Annotated in this window: 11 protein-coding genes; 4 read left to right on the top strand and 7 right to left on the bottom strand. The window is 71.1% G+C overall.

Going from position 1 to position 16,249, the window contains the following annotated elements; all coding sequences use genetic code 11:
• Nucleotides 1–31 precede the first annotated feature (31 nt).
• Both ACH4EW_RS15755 and ACH4EW_RS15750 read left to right on the top strand, forming a co-directional pair.
• Entirely contained in the window at nt 32–1,654 is a 1,623-nt protein-coding gene (locus ACH4EW_RS15755; RefSeq protein ID WP_398256722.1) for a cytochrome P450, read from the top strand.
• 163 nt (nt 1,655–1,817) lie between these two features.
• Nucleotides 1,818–3,164 carry a 6-phospho-beta-glucosidase gene (locus tag ACH4EW_RS15750; protein ID WP_398256720.1) on the top strand — a complete coding sequence of 449 codons (1,347 nt, stop codon included), beginning with the start codon at nt 1,818–1,820 and terminating at the stop codon, nt 3,162–3,164.
• A gap of 202 nt (nt 3,165–3,366) precedes the next feature.
• On the opposite strand, the gene ACH4EW_RS15745 is transcribed toward ACH4EW_RS15750, so the two are convergent.
• From ACH4EW_RS15745 to ACH4EW_RS15715, 7 genes are all read right to left on the bottom strand, one after another.
• Nucleotides 3,367–5,403: a hypothetical protein gene (locus tag ACH4EW_RS15745; RefSeq protein ID WP_398256717.1), complete on the bottom strand. Its 2,037-nt coding sequence runs from the start codon at nt 5,401–5,403 to the stop codon at nt 3,367–3,369.
• On the bottom strand, nt 5,400–6,590 hold the full coding sequence (locus tag ACH4EW_RS15740) for a VWA domain-containing protein (RefSeq protein WP_398256715.1): 1,191 nt from the start codon (nt 6,588–6,590) through the stop codon (nt 5,400–5,402). The genes ACH4EW_RS15745 and ACH4EW_RS15740 overlap by 4 nt, the downstream gene beginning before the upstream one ends.
• Nucleotides 6,587–8,947: a DUF5682 family protein gene (locus ACH4EW_RS15735; protein ID WP_398256712.1), complete on the bottom strand. Its 2,361-nt coding sequence runs from the start codon at nt 8,945–8,947 to the stop codon at nt 6,587–6,589. The genes ACH4EW_RS15740 and ACH4EW_RS15735 overlap by 4 nt, the downstream gene beginning before the upstream one ends.
• The gene (locus ACH4EW_RS15730) at nt 8,947–10,083 is read right to left on the bottom strand and encodes an AAA family ATPase (RefSeq protein ID WP_398256710.1); all 1,137 of its coding nucleotides are present in this window, start codon (nt 10,081–10,083) and stop codon (nt 8,947–8,949) included. Before ACH4EW_RS15730 ends, ACH4EW_RS15735 begins: the two co-directional genes overlap by 1 nt.
• Nucleotides 10,080–13,721 (bottom strand): WGR and DUF4132 domain-containing protein, encoded by a 3,642-nt coding sequence (locus ACH4EW_RS15725; protein WP_398256707.1) that lies wholly within the window; start codon nt 13,719–13,721, stop codon nt 10,080–10,082. Before ACH4EW_RS15725 ends, ACH4EW_RS15730 begins: the two co-directional genes overlap by 4 nt.
• A gap of 194 nt (nt 13,722–13,915) precedes the next feature.
• Entirely contained in the window at nt 13,916–14,356 is a 441-nt protein-coding gene (locus tag ACH4EW_RS15720; RefSeq protein ID WP_398256704.1) for a hypothetical protein, read from the bottom strand.
• A complete protein-coding gene (locus tag ACH4EW_RS15715) occupies nt 14,350–14,808 on the bottom strand; it encodes an ATP-binding protein (RefSeq protein ID WP_398256701.1) in 459 nt (152 codons plus the stop codon). Before ACH4EW_RS15715 ends, ACH4EW_RS15720 begins: the two co-directional genes overlap by 7 nt.
• A 207-nt stretch (nt 14,809–15,015) precedes the next feature.
• Here ACH4EW_RS15715 and ACH4EW_RS15710 point away from each other — a divergent pair, with 207 nt between their 5' ends.
• The gene (locus ACH4EW_RS15710) at nt 15,016–15,876 is read left to right on the top strand and encodes a helix-turn-helix domain-containing protein (protein WP_398256699.1); all 861 of its coding nucleotides are present in this window, start codon (nt 15,016–15,018) and stop codon (nt 15,874–15,876) included.
• Nucleotides 15,876–16,112, top strand: coding sequence for a DUF397 domain-containing protein (locus ACH4EW_RS15705; protein WP_398256696.1), 237 nt, complete (start codon nt 15,876–15,878; stop codon nt 16,110–16,112). The genes ACH4EW_RS15710 and ACH4EW_RS15705 overlap by 1 nt, the downstream gene beginning before the upstream one ends.
• The last annotated feature ends 137 nt before the right edge of the window (nt 16,113–16,249 follow it).

Below are 16,249 nucleotides of genomic sequence, written 5' to 3'. Positions count from 1 at the left end.
GGTCCTTGGAAACCTGATCCCTGGAGCGATCGTGACAACTCCATTCCACTACGAGCCCGGAGCGGCACAGGGGCCGGTTCCGCCCCCCGAGTGCCCGGCACACGGCCTCGGTACCGGCCCAGGCGGACTACGCCGGTTCTACGGCCCGGAGGCCGAGCGGGACCCACACGGGCTGTACGACAAGCTGCGCGCCGAACACGGCAGCGTGGCCCCCGTACTGCTGCACGGAGACGTACCCGCCTGGCTGGTCCTCGGGCACAGCGAGAACCTGCACATGACCCGTACCCCCTCGCAGTTCTCCCGTGACTCCCGGCGGTGGCGGGCCCTGCAGGACGGCACCGTCGCACCGGACCACCCGCTGGCCCCGATCTTCACGTGGCAGCCGGTCTGTGTCTTCGCCGACGGTGCCACCCATGAACGCCAGCGCGGCGCGGTCACCGACAGCATCGGCCGCATCGACACCCGCGGGGTGCGCCGCCATGTCAACCGCTACAGCAACCGGCTCGTCAACGACTTCTGCCAGGAAGGCCGCGTCGACCTGGTCAGCCAGTTCGCCGAGCGGCTGCCGATGATGGTGATGTGCGCGATCCTCGGCATGCCCGAGGAGTACAACGACCGGATGGTGCAGGCCGCCCGCGACATGACCCGCGGCACGGCGACCGCGATCGCGAGCAACGCCTACGTCCTCGAGGCGCTGACCCGGCTCGTCCAACGCCGCCGGCGCGAACCCGCGGACGACTTCGCCACCTGGCTCGTCGAACATCCGGCAGGAATGAACGACCGGGAGGTCAGCGAGCATCTGCGGCTGATCCTCATCGCCTCCTACGAGGCGACCACCAACCTGATCGCCAACGTCCTGCGCATGGTGCTCACCGACCCCCGCTTCCGCGCCAGGCTCAGCGGCGGCCATATGACGGTGCCCGAAGCGGTCGAGCAGACCCTGTGGGACGAACCGCCGTTCACCGCGGTCTTCGGCCGCTGGGCCGTCGGCGACACCGAACTGGGCGGTAAGCACATCAGAGCGGGCGACGCCCTGATCGTCGGCATCGCACCGGCCAACACCGATCCGGTGGTACGGCCCGACCTGGGCGCCGACATGGACGGCAACCGCGCCCACCTCGCGTTCAGCGGCGGCCCCCATGAATGTCCCGGGCAGGACATCGGACGCGCCATCGCGGACGTCGGTGTCGACGCCCTGCTGATGCGGCTCCCCGACCTCGAACTCGCCGTCGACGAGAGCGAGCTGAGCTGGATCGGGAACATCATGAGCCGGCACCTGGTGCAGCTTCCGGCGGACTTTGCCGCGCGTACGCCGCAGGACGACAAGGAACCGCCGTCCATGGGGAGGCCGAACCCGCCGCGCCAGGACTGGGAGGCGCAGCCCACGGTCCGGCGCACCGCCACCGCACCCGGACGCACTCCCGGTGCGGCACCGGCGCCTGCCTCGACGGGTATGACAGGTGGGACTGGTGGTGCGTCTGGTGCGTCTCGTGCGTCTGGTGCGTCTGGTGTGACGTCCACCGCGACGGTCTCCGGCGAGTCCGGGGGCACGTCCGCCGGGCAGTCCGCCGCCGGCCGGATCCCGCAGCAGCGCGGCGAAGCCGCACCGGCGAGGCTGTGGCGGGCCGTTTCGCGCTGGTGGAGCGGCGACTGACCCGACCCGTCCGCCGGGGCCCGGGCGCGACGAATCACCGGCCCGGTGGCCGCGGATCCGCAGGCCCGCGGCCACCGGGCCGGGTGCTGTCGGCGCCGGGGGAGAGCTGCAGCCCGAAGTCGCTCGGGCCCCGTCCGGGCCCGCCCACGTACCATGCGGAAGCGTGAAGCTGACAATTCTGGGCGGCGGCGGATTCCGGGTGCCACTCGTGTACGGGGCGCTGCTCGCCGATCACGCCGAGGGCCGCGTGTCCGCAGTCACCCTCTACGACACCGACGTGGACCGGCTCACCGCCATCGCCCGGGTGCTCGGCGAACAGGCCGCGAACGTCCCGGACGCGCCCGCCGTCACCGCCACCACCGAGCTCGACGAGGCGCTGCGCGGCACCGACTTCGTCTTCTCGGCGATCCGCGTCGGCGGCCTCGAAGGACGGGCAGCCGACGAACGGGTCGCCCTCGACGAAGGCGTACTCGGCCAGGAGACGGTCGGGGCGGGCGGCATCGCGTACGGGCTGCGCACCGTGCCCGTCGCCGTCGACCTTGCGCAGCGCATCGCGCGACTCGCGCCGAACGCCTGGGTCATCAACTTCACCAACCCGGCGGGCCTGGTCACCGAGGCCATGTCCCGTTACCTGGGCGACCGGGTCATCGGCATCTGCGACTCCCCGGTCGGCCTCGGCCGACGTATCGCCCGGGTGCTCGGCGCCGACCCCGACCGGGCCCGGATCGACTACGTCGGCCTCAACCATCTGGGCTGGGTCCGCGGACTGAATGTCGACGGCCGCGACGAACTCCCGCGGCTGCTGGCGGACCCGGAACTCCTCGGTTCCTTCGAGGAAGGCAGACTCTTCGGCGTCGACTGGCTGCAGTCGCTGGGCGCCATCCCCAACGAGTATCTGCACTACTACTACTTCAACCGGGAAGCCGTACGCGCCTACCAGGACGCCGAGCGGACCCGCGGCGCCTTTCTCCGCGAGCAGCAGGAGAGCTTCTACGCCCGGGTGAAGGATCCGGCCGCCCCCGCACTGGCGATCTGGGACCGCACCCGCGCCGAACGCGAAGCCACCTATATGGCGGAGAACCGGGAGGCCGCCGGAGTCGGCGAGCGGGACGAGAGCGATCTGGAGTCCGGTGGCTACGAGAAGGTGGCGCTCGCCCTCATGCGGGCCGTCGCCCGCAACGAACGGACCTCGCTCATCCTCAACGTCCGCAACCGCACCACGCTTTCCGTGCTCGACGCGGACGCTGTCATCGAGGTGCCGTGCATGGTCGACGCGAACGGCGCCCGTCCCGTCGCCGTCGACCCGCTTCCGTACCACGCCGTCGGTCTGGTCACCGCGGTCAAGGCCGTCGAGCGCGCGGTACTGGACGCGGCGGACAGCGGCTCACGCGCCGCTGCCGTGAAGGCCTTCGCGCTGCACCCGCTGGTCGACTCGGTGACCGTGGCCGGACGCCTTCTCGACGGGTACACGAAGGTCCATCCCCGACTCGCCTATCTGAACCGCGCGTAGCCTGGTCTTCAACGTCCGGCGGCGAAGAAACCCGGCCCGCCCCACGCCACGACGTGCAGACAGTGAGCTTGACCTGGGCGAGAGTGTCGCGCGGTCCGGTCTCGTACTGCTGGAGTGCCGTCGGATAGCGGGCGGTCCTGGTAATGAGCTCCGGATGGCCGACACCGAGCGACGACGAGGTCCTCGCGTTCGGCGGCCGGTGTCAGGTGCCGTTCGGCGATCCCGGCGTGGCGGCGAAGCCCGGTTGGCAGAAGCGGAGTTCGCTGCTGACCAGCAAGTGGAGCTGGGCTTCCAGCCATGCGTCGGAACGGGCGGCGATGCCCTCCGGGTTCGGCGCGGCCCCGTCGTCCAGAGCGTCGAGGAAGGCGCGCAGGAGGGTCGCGGCCCGGGCCAGACCGGTGCGTGACAGCGCCGTCGCCGCCTCGTCGATACGGGAGCGGGCGGGACTGTTCAGATGGCGCAGTCCGCTGTGCGGCACCGCCGACATGGCGGATACCGCCTCGTCCAGAACCGCCGTCAGCGGATCGGAGGAACGGTGCACCGCCGCTGTCAACGCTGCGGAACCGTCATCGGGGGCGAGATCGGGGACGACCACCCCGGCCGGGGTCAGCACCGCGACCGGATCGATCCGGATTCCGCTGCCGGAGCGGTGCACCGAACCACTGACATGGGTGGCGCCGCCCTTCAGCGCGTCGGCCAGGGCGTCCAACGCACCGGGGCACTGAGGCCGGTAGTCCGACGTCACCAGCGCACGGGTCCCCGAGGCATCGCGCACGACGGCTTCGAGGCGCTGCTCGGCGGGGTCGTAACCGACGCTCTCCACCTGTGACAGCGCCACGACATGGACCGCCTCAGCCTCGACCCGCGGCCGGATCAGCCGGGGCGGCCGGCCCTCCCAGCCCGCCGCCAGCGCGGACAGATCCCGCACGAGCAAGGGTTCCGGAAGCTCCGTCCAGGCGGTGCCGACAGGCGTGATGGTCGTCGTGCCGAGCCGGCCCCGGGCGATCGTCAGCGCGCGGCTCGGCGTGCGCCGCACGCTCTCGCTGACCACGCTTCCGGTGGCCAGTGAGCTCAGCGGCGTGGCGAGGACGCGGCGGGTGGACAGCCGGTGGCCGGTGAGCTCCTTGCCCTCGGCAGCTGTCCAGGTCTTGCGGAGGACGAGGACGGTGCCCGCACCGGGATGAGCGAAATACACCTCGGAGATCAGGGAGTGTGGCGTGCCGTGGACACGGCAGCCGAGCGAGGTGAGCCGGACCCGGCGCAGCGGGGTGTCCCCGGCTTCGCCGGTACCCAGTACGCCAGGGAGCGCGGCGGCCCGTCGACGGGCGTACAACTCGGTGACCAGGGCGGCAACCAGCTCCGGGCGGTAGTGGGCGTTGCGGTCGGCGTACGCCGTGAGCTGGTCCGTCAACTCGGCGAGCGCACCAGCGGGCCAGTGCAGCGACTTTGCGGCCAGCCCGGCACCTGCCCGTGCCAGGGCTCCGCCATGGACCGGTCCGACATGGGCCACGCCCTCCGCCAGCAGCTCCTCGGCCAGCTCGACGGCCGCGTCGAGCGCGGGCCCGGCCGTGGTCGCGGCGGTGGCGCGTCCGCCGACCTGGACGGGGACGGACCGCTCGTCGGTCCCCGTTGCGTCGGCGGCCCGGAACGCCCATACCGCGAGCGCCACCACCTCGCCGCGCAGCGCGGCCGCCGCATCCGTCAGGGCGTACGCGATCTCGCCGGGGACCGGGAACCGCACCGTGCAGGTGGGGAGTGCGACCCAGGGCTCGGGGTGGTCGGGGGACGGGCGGTGCACAAGGGCGGCGTAACCCCGCTCGAAGGTGCGGCGGGCCGAGGCGAGTGGACGGGCGCCGACGGCATCGGTGAGGGTTGTGTCGTCGGTGCTCCCGGGGGACCAGTCCACGACGGGGGCGGGGGCGCCGTCCGTCTCGGCCTCGGCCCGGCGCTGATAGGCCAGCACCAGGGCGATGAGGTGACGGCACACTCCCGGTGCGGCGCAGCTGCAGTCGCCGTCGTCCAGACCCGTACCGGGCGGCAGCGCCGTGGTGGTGCCGTCGTCGAAGCGGGCTCGCACCGTGGTGTCCGGGTCGGTCGTCGGAGCGGGCACCGTGCCCGCGTCCAGCTCCTTCGTGGCCCGTTTGACCAGGCCGCGGTTGGCCAGTGCCGCGAGCGTGTCCGGAGTCAGGGCAAGCAGATCGGGTCGTGCGGCGACGGCGCCGTTCGTCGTGTCGGTCATCGGCCCAGCCTCTCGGCGACGAACTCGGCGAGGCGGCCCGGCGTCATCGCCCCGATGTGCGCCCCGGCCGCGGCGAGCCGCCCAGCCAGCTCACGGTCGTACTCGGGGTTGTCGTCCTCGTCGAGAGCGGCCAGCCCCAGCACGGTGCTGCCCTGTTCCACCAGCGCCCGCACCGTGCGCAGCAGCCGGTAGGGGTCGCCGCCCTCGTAGAAATCGGTGATCAGCGCGACGATCGCGCGCCGCGGATTCTCCACGAGACCCGCGCCGTACTCCACGGCCCGCGCGATGTCGGTGCCGCCGCCCAGCTGGACCCCCATCAGCAACTCCACCGGGTCGGTCACATCGGCGGTCAGGTCCACCACCTGGGTGTCGAAGGCGACGAGGTGCGTCTTGAGACCGGGCAGGCCCGACAGACACGCGGCGGTCACCGCCGAGTGGATCACCGATCCGGCCATCGAACCCGACTGGTCGACCAACAGGATCAGTTGCCACTGCGTCACATGGCGCTGGCTGCGGGAGTGGAAGTGGGCGCGCTCGATGAGAAGACAACGCTCGGCCGGCTGGTAGTGGGCGAGGTTGGCCCGTACGGTCTGCCGGAAGTCGAAGTCCCTGGCCAGTGGCACCCGGCTGGGCTTACGGGACCGGGTTCCGTGGAAGGCCCGGCGGATCTCCGGCTGGAGCTTGGCCAGGAGCTGTTTCACCACCGACTCGACGATGCGCCGGGCCAGTCGCAGCACCTGCGGATTCATCAGGTGCTTGGTGCGCAGCACGGCCCGCAGCAGCGTCGGGCTCGGCTCGACCCGCTCCAGCACCGCGGGATCGGTGACGATCTCCTGGATGCCGTACCGCTCGACGGCGTCCCGCTCCAGGCGCTCGATGGTCTCCTTCGGGAAGAGCCGGTGGATGTCGTCGAGCCAGTCGACCGCGGTCACGGCGGACGGGCCGTCACCTCCCTTGCGGGGGGCGCCGGAGCGGCGCACACCGCGTCCGGCGAGGTCGGGGTCGCGGCCGTAGAGCCAGTCGAGTGCGGCATCCCGGCCGGCGTTGCCCGCTCCCAGCGGTCCTGTATGCCGTTCGGCAGGGGAACCGAGGACCAGCCGCCAGCGTTCCAGCCCCGCGTCGGGAGCAGCGTCGGCGCCTTCTCCGGGCGCGGGCGCCCTGCCGGGGACGTGTTCGGGCGTGGTCATGGAGTGGCTCCCAGTGCATAGCGGGCCAGCAGTCGGGACACGGACTCCTCCAGAGAGCGGGCCCGGGCGATCAGCAGCGGGTCCTGGGTGGTCCGCAGCAGGGAACGCGACGAGCCGCGTACCCCGCGCCGTTCCAGCAGACGACCGGCGATCCGGCCGCGCTCGTGTGGCGGGAAGAACGCGAAGGCCTGACGCAGAGCGGGCAGACCCGACAGGAACTCGTCGTCGGGCAGAGAGCAGACCAGGCTGTCCAGCACATCGATCAGTGACTCCGCGCCACCGCCACCCTCGTCCCCGCCCTCGTTCCCCACCGCGCCCGTCACCTCGTCGCGGGCGAGAGAGAACAGCCCGGCCAGCCAGTCGCCGAGCGCATCCGTGCCGGCCGTCGCGACCGCACGCACCGCTTCGGCCGGGTCCCCGGAGGGGCCCGGAACCTGCGCCAGGGCCCGGTGCAGCCCGAACGCGGCTCCGCGCAGATCGACGGGTGCTTCCGGATCGCCGCTGATCCGCCATGCGATCGCGGCCGCCGTCTCCCGCGGGACAGAGAGCAACTCCGGCGCGTGCAGCAGCGCGTCCCGCACCGCGACCACGGCCCGCAGACGAGGGAAGTCCACCCCCGACGCGCCGCGCACCCCCTCGAGAAGCCACAGCAACCGACCCGTCGCTCCGTCGATCACAGCGGCAAGCAGCGGACCGTGCGCCACCCCGAACACCCGGTCGTGCCGCCACAGCCCGAGGGCTGTGGAGAGTATGTCTCCGAGCGATCCGGCGTTCTTCAACTCGGCTGCACGGGAGGAAAGTTTGCCGAGCAGCTGCTCAGAGAACCCGTCCATCCCGCACAGCACGGCGTCGAACAGCGTCCGGGCCAGGTCATCGGCCTCGGCCGCGGCGTCCCGCGTGCGCTCGGTGAGCGCGGCCGCTGCCGCCTCCGTCAGGGTCGCGCCGTACGCCCCCGCCTCCACCAGCGCGGCCTCGCGCCCGGAGAAGGACTGCGCCTCCCAGCGTTCGGTGAAGACCGGGTCGATTCCGTGCTCGGGACCGGCGGTCCGCCCATGACCGGGAATCCCCAGCACCCGCAGCCGGTGCAGCACCCGGCTGCGCTCCAGATCGGCCGCGTCCGTGAGATCGAGGCGGTACGAGGCATCGGGGCCGCCGTCGAGCGCCAGCCCGGCCAGCTGCGCCGCCACATCGTGAACCAGGGGCGGCGCCGGAGTGCCGGGATGGAGTTGCCCGGTACGGTCGCCGCTGCAGGCCGCCACCATCTCGACGACCGCGGGATGCGTACCCGTCGACAGCGTGCCCCGGCTCGTCCATGGGAGCGGGCGGTCCAGGTCGTCCGTGATCAGGGCGCCCGCCAGACCGTCCAGCACATCGACCCTGGCGGGGCGCGGATGGCCGCGCAGCGCCGTGAGCCCCTGGGCCAGACTCCGCGCGGCGATCAGATCGGCGGTGGACACCGGGTACTTACGCGCCCGCAGCCGTTCGACGACCACGCGCAGCAGACCGTCCGCCGCGGCTTCGGGGCCCGCCTCCCACACCTGCTGGTAGTAGCCGGGAGACGGCATCCCCGACTGGTACCCGCCAAAGGCGTCCAGCTGCCGGAAGGAGTAAGGCACGAGGAAGCTCCCGGCCATGGCCCCGCCCGGCGGGGCGGGCACCTCCGGCCAGCCGTCCATGCGCCGCTCCCAGCCGTCACTGCTCGCATCGCTCTCGCCACCGGACTCGGTGAGCGCCCGCAGCGCGGGCTGGTGGAAGCCGCCGGTCACCACCAGCACCGGCCGGTCCCCGGCCACGGCGACCGCCGCCCGGACCCACGCCGCCATGTACGTCTCGCGGGCCCGGTCGCTCGCATCGGCCTCCGCATCACCGCGGACCAGCGCGAAGTACGCATCGAGCCGTTCGGCGAGGCCGTCGTCGGGCTCGACCTCGAACAGCCGGTCCCACAGGGCGTCCGAGGAGTCCACCGCGAAGTGCCGGCACAGCCGCTCGGTCGCCTCCGCGTAGCGGGCCTCCGCATCGGCATAACGGTTGGTGCGCTCGGCGAACGCCGGGTGCCAGGCCGGCAGATCGATGAAACGGACCTCCGCACCGGCCGCCCGCCCCGCCCGCAGAGCGACCCATTCGGGCGAGTAGTCGCAGAGCGGCGCCCAGGACGTCGCGGACCGCCGGTCATCGCGGTAGTGGCTGAACACCGCGACCGGCAGCTCGTGCCCCAGCAGCAGCTCGTCCAGCCGTCCGTTCATCTCGGCGGGCCCCTCGATCAGCACCTGGGCGGGCCGGAGCTCCTCGATGGTCCGCTCGACGAGCCGTGCGCAGGCGGGGGAGTGGTGACGGACCCCCAGGAACACCGCGGGCATCAGTCGGCCAGCAGATGGCGTGCGTCGTACAGGGCCTGCCACGCCGGGCTACGACGGCGCGGCACCTGCTGCTCCAGATAGCGGCGCAGCCGGGCCAGGTCCTCCGGGCTGTCCTTCGCCGCCGTCCCCGCCAGACACGCCACCACATCGGCGGCACTGCCCGGCTCGCCGCGCAGGAACCAGCCGCGCACCCCCACGGCATGGGCGACCGAGACGGCCTCCGCGGTACTCATCACCGCCGAAGGACGGTCCGGGCCCCCACCGGGTCCGCGCTTCTCGCCGGCCCCCGCACGCAGCTCCCGGAACGTACCGACCAGGACCTCCAGCACGTCCCGGTCCGGCGGCGGCTCCACTCCCGAACGCCGCAGCAGAGTGGTCACCTCCGCCTCGACGAGCGCCAGTTCGGTGTCCAGGTCCGGGATCGAGAACACCGTCTCGAAGTTGAAACGCCGCTTGAGCGCCGCACTCATCTCATTGACGCCGCGATCCCGGGTGTTGGCCGTCGCGATGACATTGAACCCCTGCCGGGCGAATACCATGCCGTCCGGTCCGGTCAGTTCGGGTATCGCCACCACCCGCTCGGAGAGCAGCGACAGCAACGAGTCCTGCACCTCCAGCGGACAGCGGGTGATCTCCTCGAACCGCACGAGCCTGCCCTCCGCCATGCCGCGCAGCATCGGAGCCGGGACGAGTGAGCGGGTGGAGGGCCCCTCGGCGACCAGCAGTGCGTAATTCCAGCCGTACTTGATCTGGTCCTCGGTGGTGGCCGCGCCACCCTGCACCGTCAGCGTCGAGTCCCCGCTGACCGCTGCCGCGATCAGTTCGGACAAAAGCGACTTGGCGGTGCCCGGTTCCCCCACCAGCATCAGCCCACGGTTCGTCGCCAGCGTGACCAGTGCCCTGTCCACCAGCGAGGGATTGCCGACGAACTTCCGGCTGACACCCGCGTCCGCGTCACCGATGATGAAGCGGCGCGCAGCGCGCAGGCTCAACTCCCAGCCCGGCGGCCGCGGATCACGGTCGTCGGCCCGCAGCGCGGCCAGCTCTTCGGCGTACCGCACCTCGGCCGGTGGCCGCTGTACCGCAGCCGGACCGCCGTCCGGTGTTTCGACGCGCGTCTCGTTCCGTACGGTCATGATGCGACGCCCTCAGTGAGTTCCGTCAGGTCGCCGAGGAGTTCGGACACGGTCACCGCATCGAGGTCGGAGAAACGGAACGGGTGGCTGCGGCTGTCCCAGTGATCATTGGGACGGCTGTCGAGCCAGACCGTTTCGAGGATCTGGTCGGGGAACATGTCGACCACTCCGACCGCGATGCCCTCGTACAGGGCGATCACCAGATAGCAGTCGTCGGTCAGCCGCTTGGAGATCCAGCGCTCCACTCCGGCGTCCTGCGGCACACCGCGCTCCCAGCCGCGCCGCTCCAGCCCCAGGACCTTCCCGGTCGGCACCTTGAGGCCCTCGAACCTGGTGAGCCGGTAACCCGCCGTCTCCTCCTCGGACAGCCCGTATACGGTACGCCCGAGCTGCGCGAACGGCTGAAGGATCTCGTAGTCGGCGAACACCTCGGACCAGGTGGTCAGTTCCGCCCCGAGATGCAGCGGGTGCGCGAGCCGCACGGTCGCGTCGTCGGCCAGGGCGAAGACATCGTCCTCCGCGTCGGCGAACGTACGGTCCTCCGCGACCCGGAACGCCGTGCGCACGCCGTCGTCCGTCTCGCTCAGCCACACCAGTCGGCGTACGAGATGCCACAGCAGCGGATGTCCGACGAACAGTTCCTGGAACTCCTGGGCCGTCCAGGAACGCCCGGTCACCATTGCGGCTTCCAGCCGGCGCACCTGGTCGGAGGCGATCGTCCGGACATCCTTCTTGAGCGCCATGAACCGCTTGCGCTCCGCCGGGGCGAGCTCGGCGTCGTCCCGGGCGCCCGGTTGCGGCAGATCCTTGCGACGCTTGCCGTCACCGTCCAGCACGTAGGGCCGCAACTGCTCGTCGAAGCCGACCGTGAACGAACGGGTGCCGTAGTCGACGACCGTCGAACCGTCCGCGTCCAGACCGAAGTCCGGCACCAGGCGGTCGGAGAGCTGTTCCCCGGTCAGCCCCAGACCCGCGGCGACCTCGGCGATCTTCTCCTGGGCGCGTGCCTTCAGCGCCTTGAACTTCACCCGCTGCGAGATGCCGTGCAGATGCAGGAGGGCGACGTCGGTGCCGATGGACGCCAGTACATCAAGGCCCTCCACCGCCCGGTGGTGCGCGCCGTCACCGGGCCAGGCCCTGATGACCGGTGTGAGTCGGCGGACCGTCTCGTCGTCGCCCAGCAGTCCCAGCGCGTGCAGCGCCCACGACTCCTTCGCGGGCAGATTGGCCAGCTGCCACTGCTCGAAAAGGGCCCAGGCGAAGTCGGCGAGCGAAGCGGCATCGGCCGTCTCGACGAGCGAAGGGACCCCCGGGTACACCTCGCCGGGCTTCGACAGCGCCAGCATCGTCAGGGCGTGGCGCACCGACTGCACCGGCAGCGCACCGCCGGACCGGACCACGATCTGGGGCAGCAGCGAGGGCTCCGCCCAGCCCGGCAGGACGGGCATCTTGGCGGGCAGTGCCCGCTCCAGCGGGTCCGTGGCCAGCAGCGCCTCCACCACGGCCACCGTCTCCGGGCCGTATGCCCGGGCGGCATCGCGCACCACGGTGTCGCCGTGCACCGTGGCGATCAGCATCAGTGCCTGCTCGGCGGCGCGCCGCGCGGTGCCCGGCTTGCCCACGGCGTCCGGCACCAGGAGCGAGGCGGCCGCGACGCCGTGCCGGACGAACCAGGAACGGGCGGTCGCCGCAGTGGACTTGAGCCGCGCCGACCAGTCCGCCATGTGCCGGGCGACCTGCACATCGACGAACGGGAGCAGAAGCGGGGCGAGCGCACTGGGCTGCCGGGGCACGGCGCGCAGCAGCAGCGGCAGTGCCGTGAGGCCGAAGCGGGCGGCGATCGGCTTGAGGGTGTCCACGCCGTCCCACAGGTCGGTCGGATCCCAGGTGGCGAGCAGCGGAGTGACCAGCTCCTCGGGACCGTGGACGAAGACCCATGCCGACCGCAGGTCGCCCAGGCTCAAGTCGCGGTGCAGGGTGGCGGTGTCCTTCTCCCAGTCACTGTTGTCGCGCTTGGTCGTGTACCAGGAGGAGGTGGCGGCCCATGCGGCCTGCTCCTCGGGCAGCCACTTCAGCGAGGGCTCGGACACCGCGCTCAGCCCTGTCACGACCGCGGCCTTGACCCGGGTGCGGGGCCGGGACCACGGTGGCGCCGTCAGCACGCCCGGCAGGGCGTCCACGGATGCATCGGCGATCAGATCCGCCGGGTTGAGCAGCGGTTCGACGACCTCCACGACCTCGGCGTCCAGGTCCCCGAGAGCGAGCGACACCAGTTCGTGGTGGGCGCCGATATGACCGCGCAGCAGCGTCCGGCTGGACGGCGGGGCCGAGCTGCCGCGTGCCTCGGCGGCCAGCAGCCGCACCGCACGCACCGGATAACGGCGCATGGCGTCGAGAAGAGCCGAGCGGACATGCTTCGAGTCCGCATGGGCCAGAAGAGCGAGGAAGGCCTCGTCGGTGGGGAACTCGACCAGGGAGTTGGCGACGAGCTTCACGTCGTCGGCGTAGTAGTGGTTGCCGTTGAGGGAGTCGGCCAGGAGAGGAGCGATCGCCGGTCCGATGCCTTCGGCGACCGTCGCGATGAACGCGACGCCGTCGGTGAAGTCCGCCCGGTGGGGGAACCGCGCCATCTGGTCGGCAGAGTTCAGCGAGCTGAACACCATGGCACGCAGAGTGCGGTCCCGCTCCCCGCGCACTCCGGAATCCGTGCAGAGGTCGTCGACCCAGTCGGTCTCACTCGGTACCAGATAGGAGACGATGATCTTGCGCAGGGCGCCGGTGCGAGATCCGGCCAGGGCCTCGACCGTCGCCCGGTAGGTATCCTCGTCGGCCGCTGCGAGCAGCGCACGAACCCGGTCCATCGGCAAGCGGCGATCCCTCGCCCAGTACGCGTGACGCGGGCCTGCGAGCACCTCCAGCCGCGGCTCGCTCCGCCGGTGGCGGTCGTTCTGCCAGTCGGCGTCGACCGAGAACAGCTCGACCGCGGCACGTGCGGCGAACGGCAGACCGTAGCGCTCGGACCAGTGGTCCGCCCACACGGAGTCGGGTACGGGAAGCCTGACGACCGAGGCGAGAACGGCCGCTCCGACCGGCGAAGGGTTTCCGGCGACATGCGCCCGCAGATGGTCCGCCAGCTCGGCATCCGAACGCGGCGCGTCCACGAACTGCTGGATCCAGGCGGCCTCTTCGGCGATCCGCTCCTCGACCGTGTCGAGTGCCTCCTGCCGCGCCTTGACGGGCACCCGGCTCACCCCGCCGCGCCGGGGGTGGAGCATCCGCCGCCAGCCGGCGGGAAGAACGAAGGTGTCCTCGTCGGGCAGAGTGGGAGTGTCCGCTTCAAGAAGCGCAGCAGTGGCCGCCTCGGGAACCACGCCCGGCGCGGTCACAGTCGCCGCGGCAGCCTCCGTGGCCGTTGCGGCGCCCGAAGCCGACACCCCCACTTCGCGGTACCCCTTCTTCTCCTTCTCCGCGATCGCCTTGCGGACCTGCGCCGACGCGGCCTCGGCCGATGCGTACTCCTTCGTCTGCGTACGCCCGTCGCTCCCGCACCGCCCGTAGCGCACCGTTACCACGGCACCCTCGGCCTCGGTCTCCCAGAACTTCGAGGCACTGCCCTCGACGTACTCCCAGCGGCGCACGATCCCGCCCCCTTCACACCCGGACAGCCCGCCTGCCGCGGGCTTTTCGATCAGTGGTGCCACAGTAGAACGGACCACTGACAACGCAGCGTGACCGGGGTGTCCGGTGGGTGAAGCAGCACGTCAACCGTCGAAAGCCCACTGCCGGGCGAGCCCGCCGGATGCGGCGTCGACAGCTCGGCGGCCGGACTGGGTCAGGGAGCGGAGATGGCGCGTGCGCCGCCGGACGGTGCCCACGACGGCGTCACACCGGTGACCTGGCACACCATCAGGAAAAGCGGGATGGGCGGGGTGTACGGCGTGCGGTTGTCGGGCTGGTGAATCAGCCGTGGCCGTACGGCCGGAACACAGGCCCCTTTCACATAGGCGGCCTGCGCGGGCCAGTCCAGATCGAGGTCGGAGCCCGCAGGAACGATCCACCACCAGCGGTCGGCATCCGCGAAGACGCAGCCCGTGCGTGGCAGATGAGACATCAGCCGGAAGCCGTACCGGGACGGCACCCCCACCGCGTCGCAGCCCAGGTTCGCCGACAGCGCGGGCGGCAGCGGCAGCTGCACCGTGCCCGTGCCGGCGGCGCGCTGGGGCTCACGGGAGCGGCGCACTCCGAGCAAATGGGAGATTGCGTTCTTCAACATGACCGCTCCGAGCCCTGCGGCAGTTCTGCCCAGACGATGCGGCCCGAGCCGTTGCCCGCGTCGCGGAAACCCCAGGAGCTGCTCATCGCGTCGACGAGCAGCAGGCCGCGTCCGTGCTCGTCATCGGCGGTACGGCACAGCTGCGGCCCGCCGGGCTGGTGTCCCTGGTCCTGTACGGCTATCCGCAGCCGTCTGCCGAGGCAGTGCAGTTCGCACACGACGCGAGCGCTCTCGGTGTGCATGACCGCGTTGGTGACCAGTTCCGAGACGATCAGGATCGCCGCCTCGTGCGTGTCCTCGTCCAGCCGCCACTTGTCGAGCCGAGCCCTCGTCAGTCGCCGTGCACCGGCCACCGACTTGGGATGCGCAGGCAGCGCGAAGCAGTACCGGAGCGCTTCCGTCCCGGGGCTGAGATCCATGAGCCGGGGGATAAGCGTACTGCCAGGTGCCACAACCGATTCCTCACAGTGGGGGCTGCGTCACACTCCGCGATCCCACGCACATGAGGGCGGCCGTGACTACGTGAACTGGTTCACTCACCAACTCTCCCCCTGTCGAGAACACTTGGCAAGGGGCACTCTGAAAAATTCAGAGTGGCAGTGTTCTGGGTGGCCCGCCCATGGCACACTGCTGGCAAACAGCGCATCGGGAGGTCTGAAGTGAGCGAACCGCGGTCCGCCCCGACCGTGGGTCAGGTCGTTCTCGGCAAGCGCCTGCAGGAACTGCGGGAGCGTGCCGGTCTGAACCGTGACCAGTCCGCCAAGGTGCTGCGCGTCGCACCTGCGACGATACGCAGGATGGAGACTGCCGAGGTCGCTCTCAAGATCCCCTATGTCCAGCTGCTGCTGAAGGCGTACGGGATCGCCGACGACGAGGCCGACGCCTTCGTGGAGCTTGCCGAGGAGGCCAATAAACCCGGCTGGTGGCAGCGCTTCCACGATGTACTGCCCGACTGGTTCAGCATGTACGTCAGCCTGGAGGGCGCCGCGAGCCTCCTGCGCATGTACGAGCCGCACTTCGTCCCCGGACTGCTGCAGACCGAGGACTACGCACGCTCGGTGCTGCGCACCGGAGCCGTCGGCCAGACCAGGCCCGAGGACATCGAGCGCCATGTGGCGCTGCGGATGGAGCGCCAGTCCCTGCTGACCAGACCCGACTCCCCAAAGCTGTGGGTGGTGATGGACGAGACGGTGCTGCGCCGTCCCGTCGGCAGCGCCGACGCCATGCGCGGGCAGATCGACCGGCTGCTCGAAGCGGCCGAGATGCCCCATGTGACGCTGCAGATCGCGGAATATTCGACCGGTCACCATCCGGGCACCTACGGCCCCTTCGTCCTCTTCCGTTTCGGCGTCCCAGAACTCCCCGACATGGTTTACAGCGAGTACCTGACCGGAGCCGTCTACTTCGACGCGCGCCCCGAGGTGGCCTCCTACCTCGAAGTCATGGACCGCATGGCGGCTCAAGCCGCAACTGCACAACGCACGAAGGAAATCCTCCGGGACTTCCGCAAGGAGCTGTGATGGACCCCATATACAACGGCATGCCCGCCGCCGAACTCGGCTCCGAGGGCTGGCACAAGCCGTGGAGTGGCGGGAACGGAGGCAATTGCGTCGAAGCCATGAAGCTGTCCGACGGCAGAGTCGCCGTGCGCCAGTCCGCCGATCCCGACGGCCCCGCCCTGATCTACTCCCACCATGAGATAGCCGCCTTCATCCAGGGGGCCAAGTCCGGCCAGGCGGACTTCCTTCTCACCTGAATCCGCCGCCTTTTCACCCGAATCCGCAGCGCCGCAGCCCGCTGACGGAACGCCGCATCACCCTCGCCCGCCGGCTGATGGAGCGAGGCGAGGAATGCCTCGACGTGGTCGCCCGCGCCGGCGGACTCGGTACGGCG

The organism is Streptomyces sp. NPDC018000, from assembly GCF_044328025.1.
In the GTDB taxonomy this organism is placed as follows: domain Bacteria; phylum Actinomycetota; class Actinomycetes; order Streptomycetales; family Streptomycetaceae; genus Streptomyces.
The sequence above is the reverse complement of the archived record's forward strand: the minus strand, read 5'-3'. Positions and strand labels throughout refer to the sequence as shown.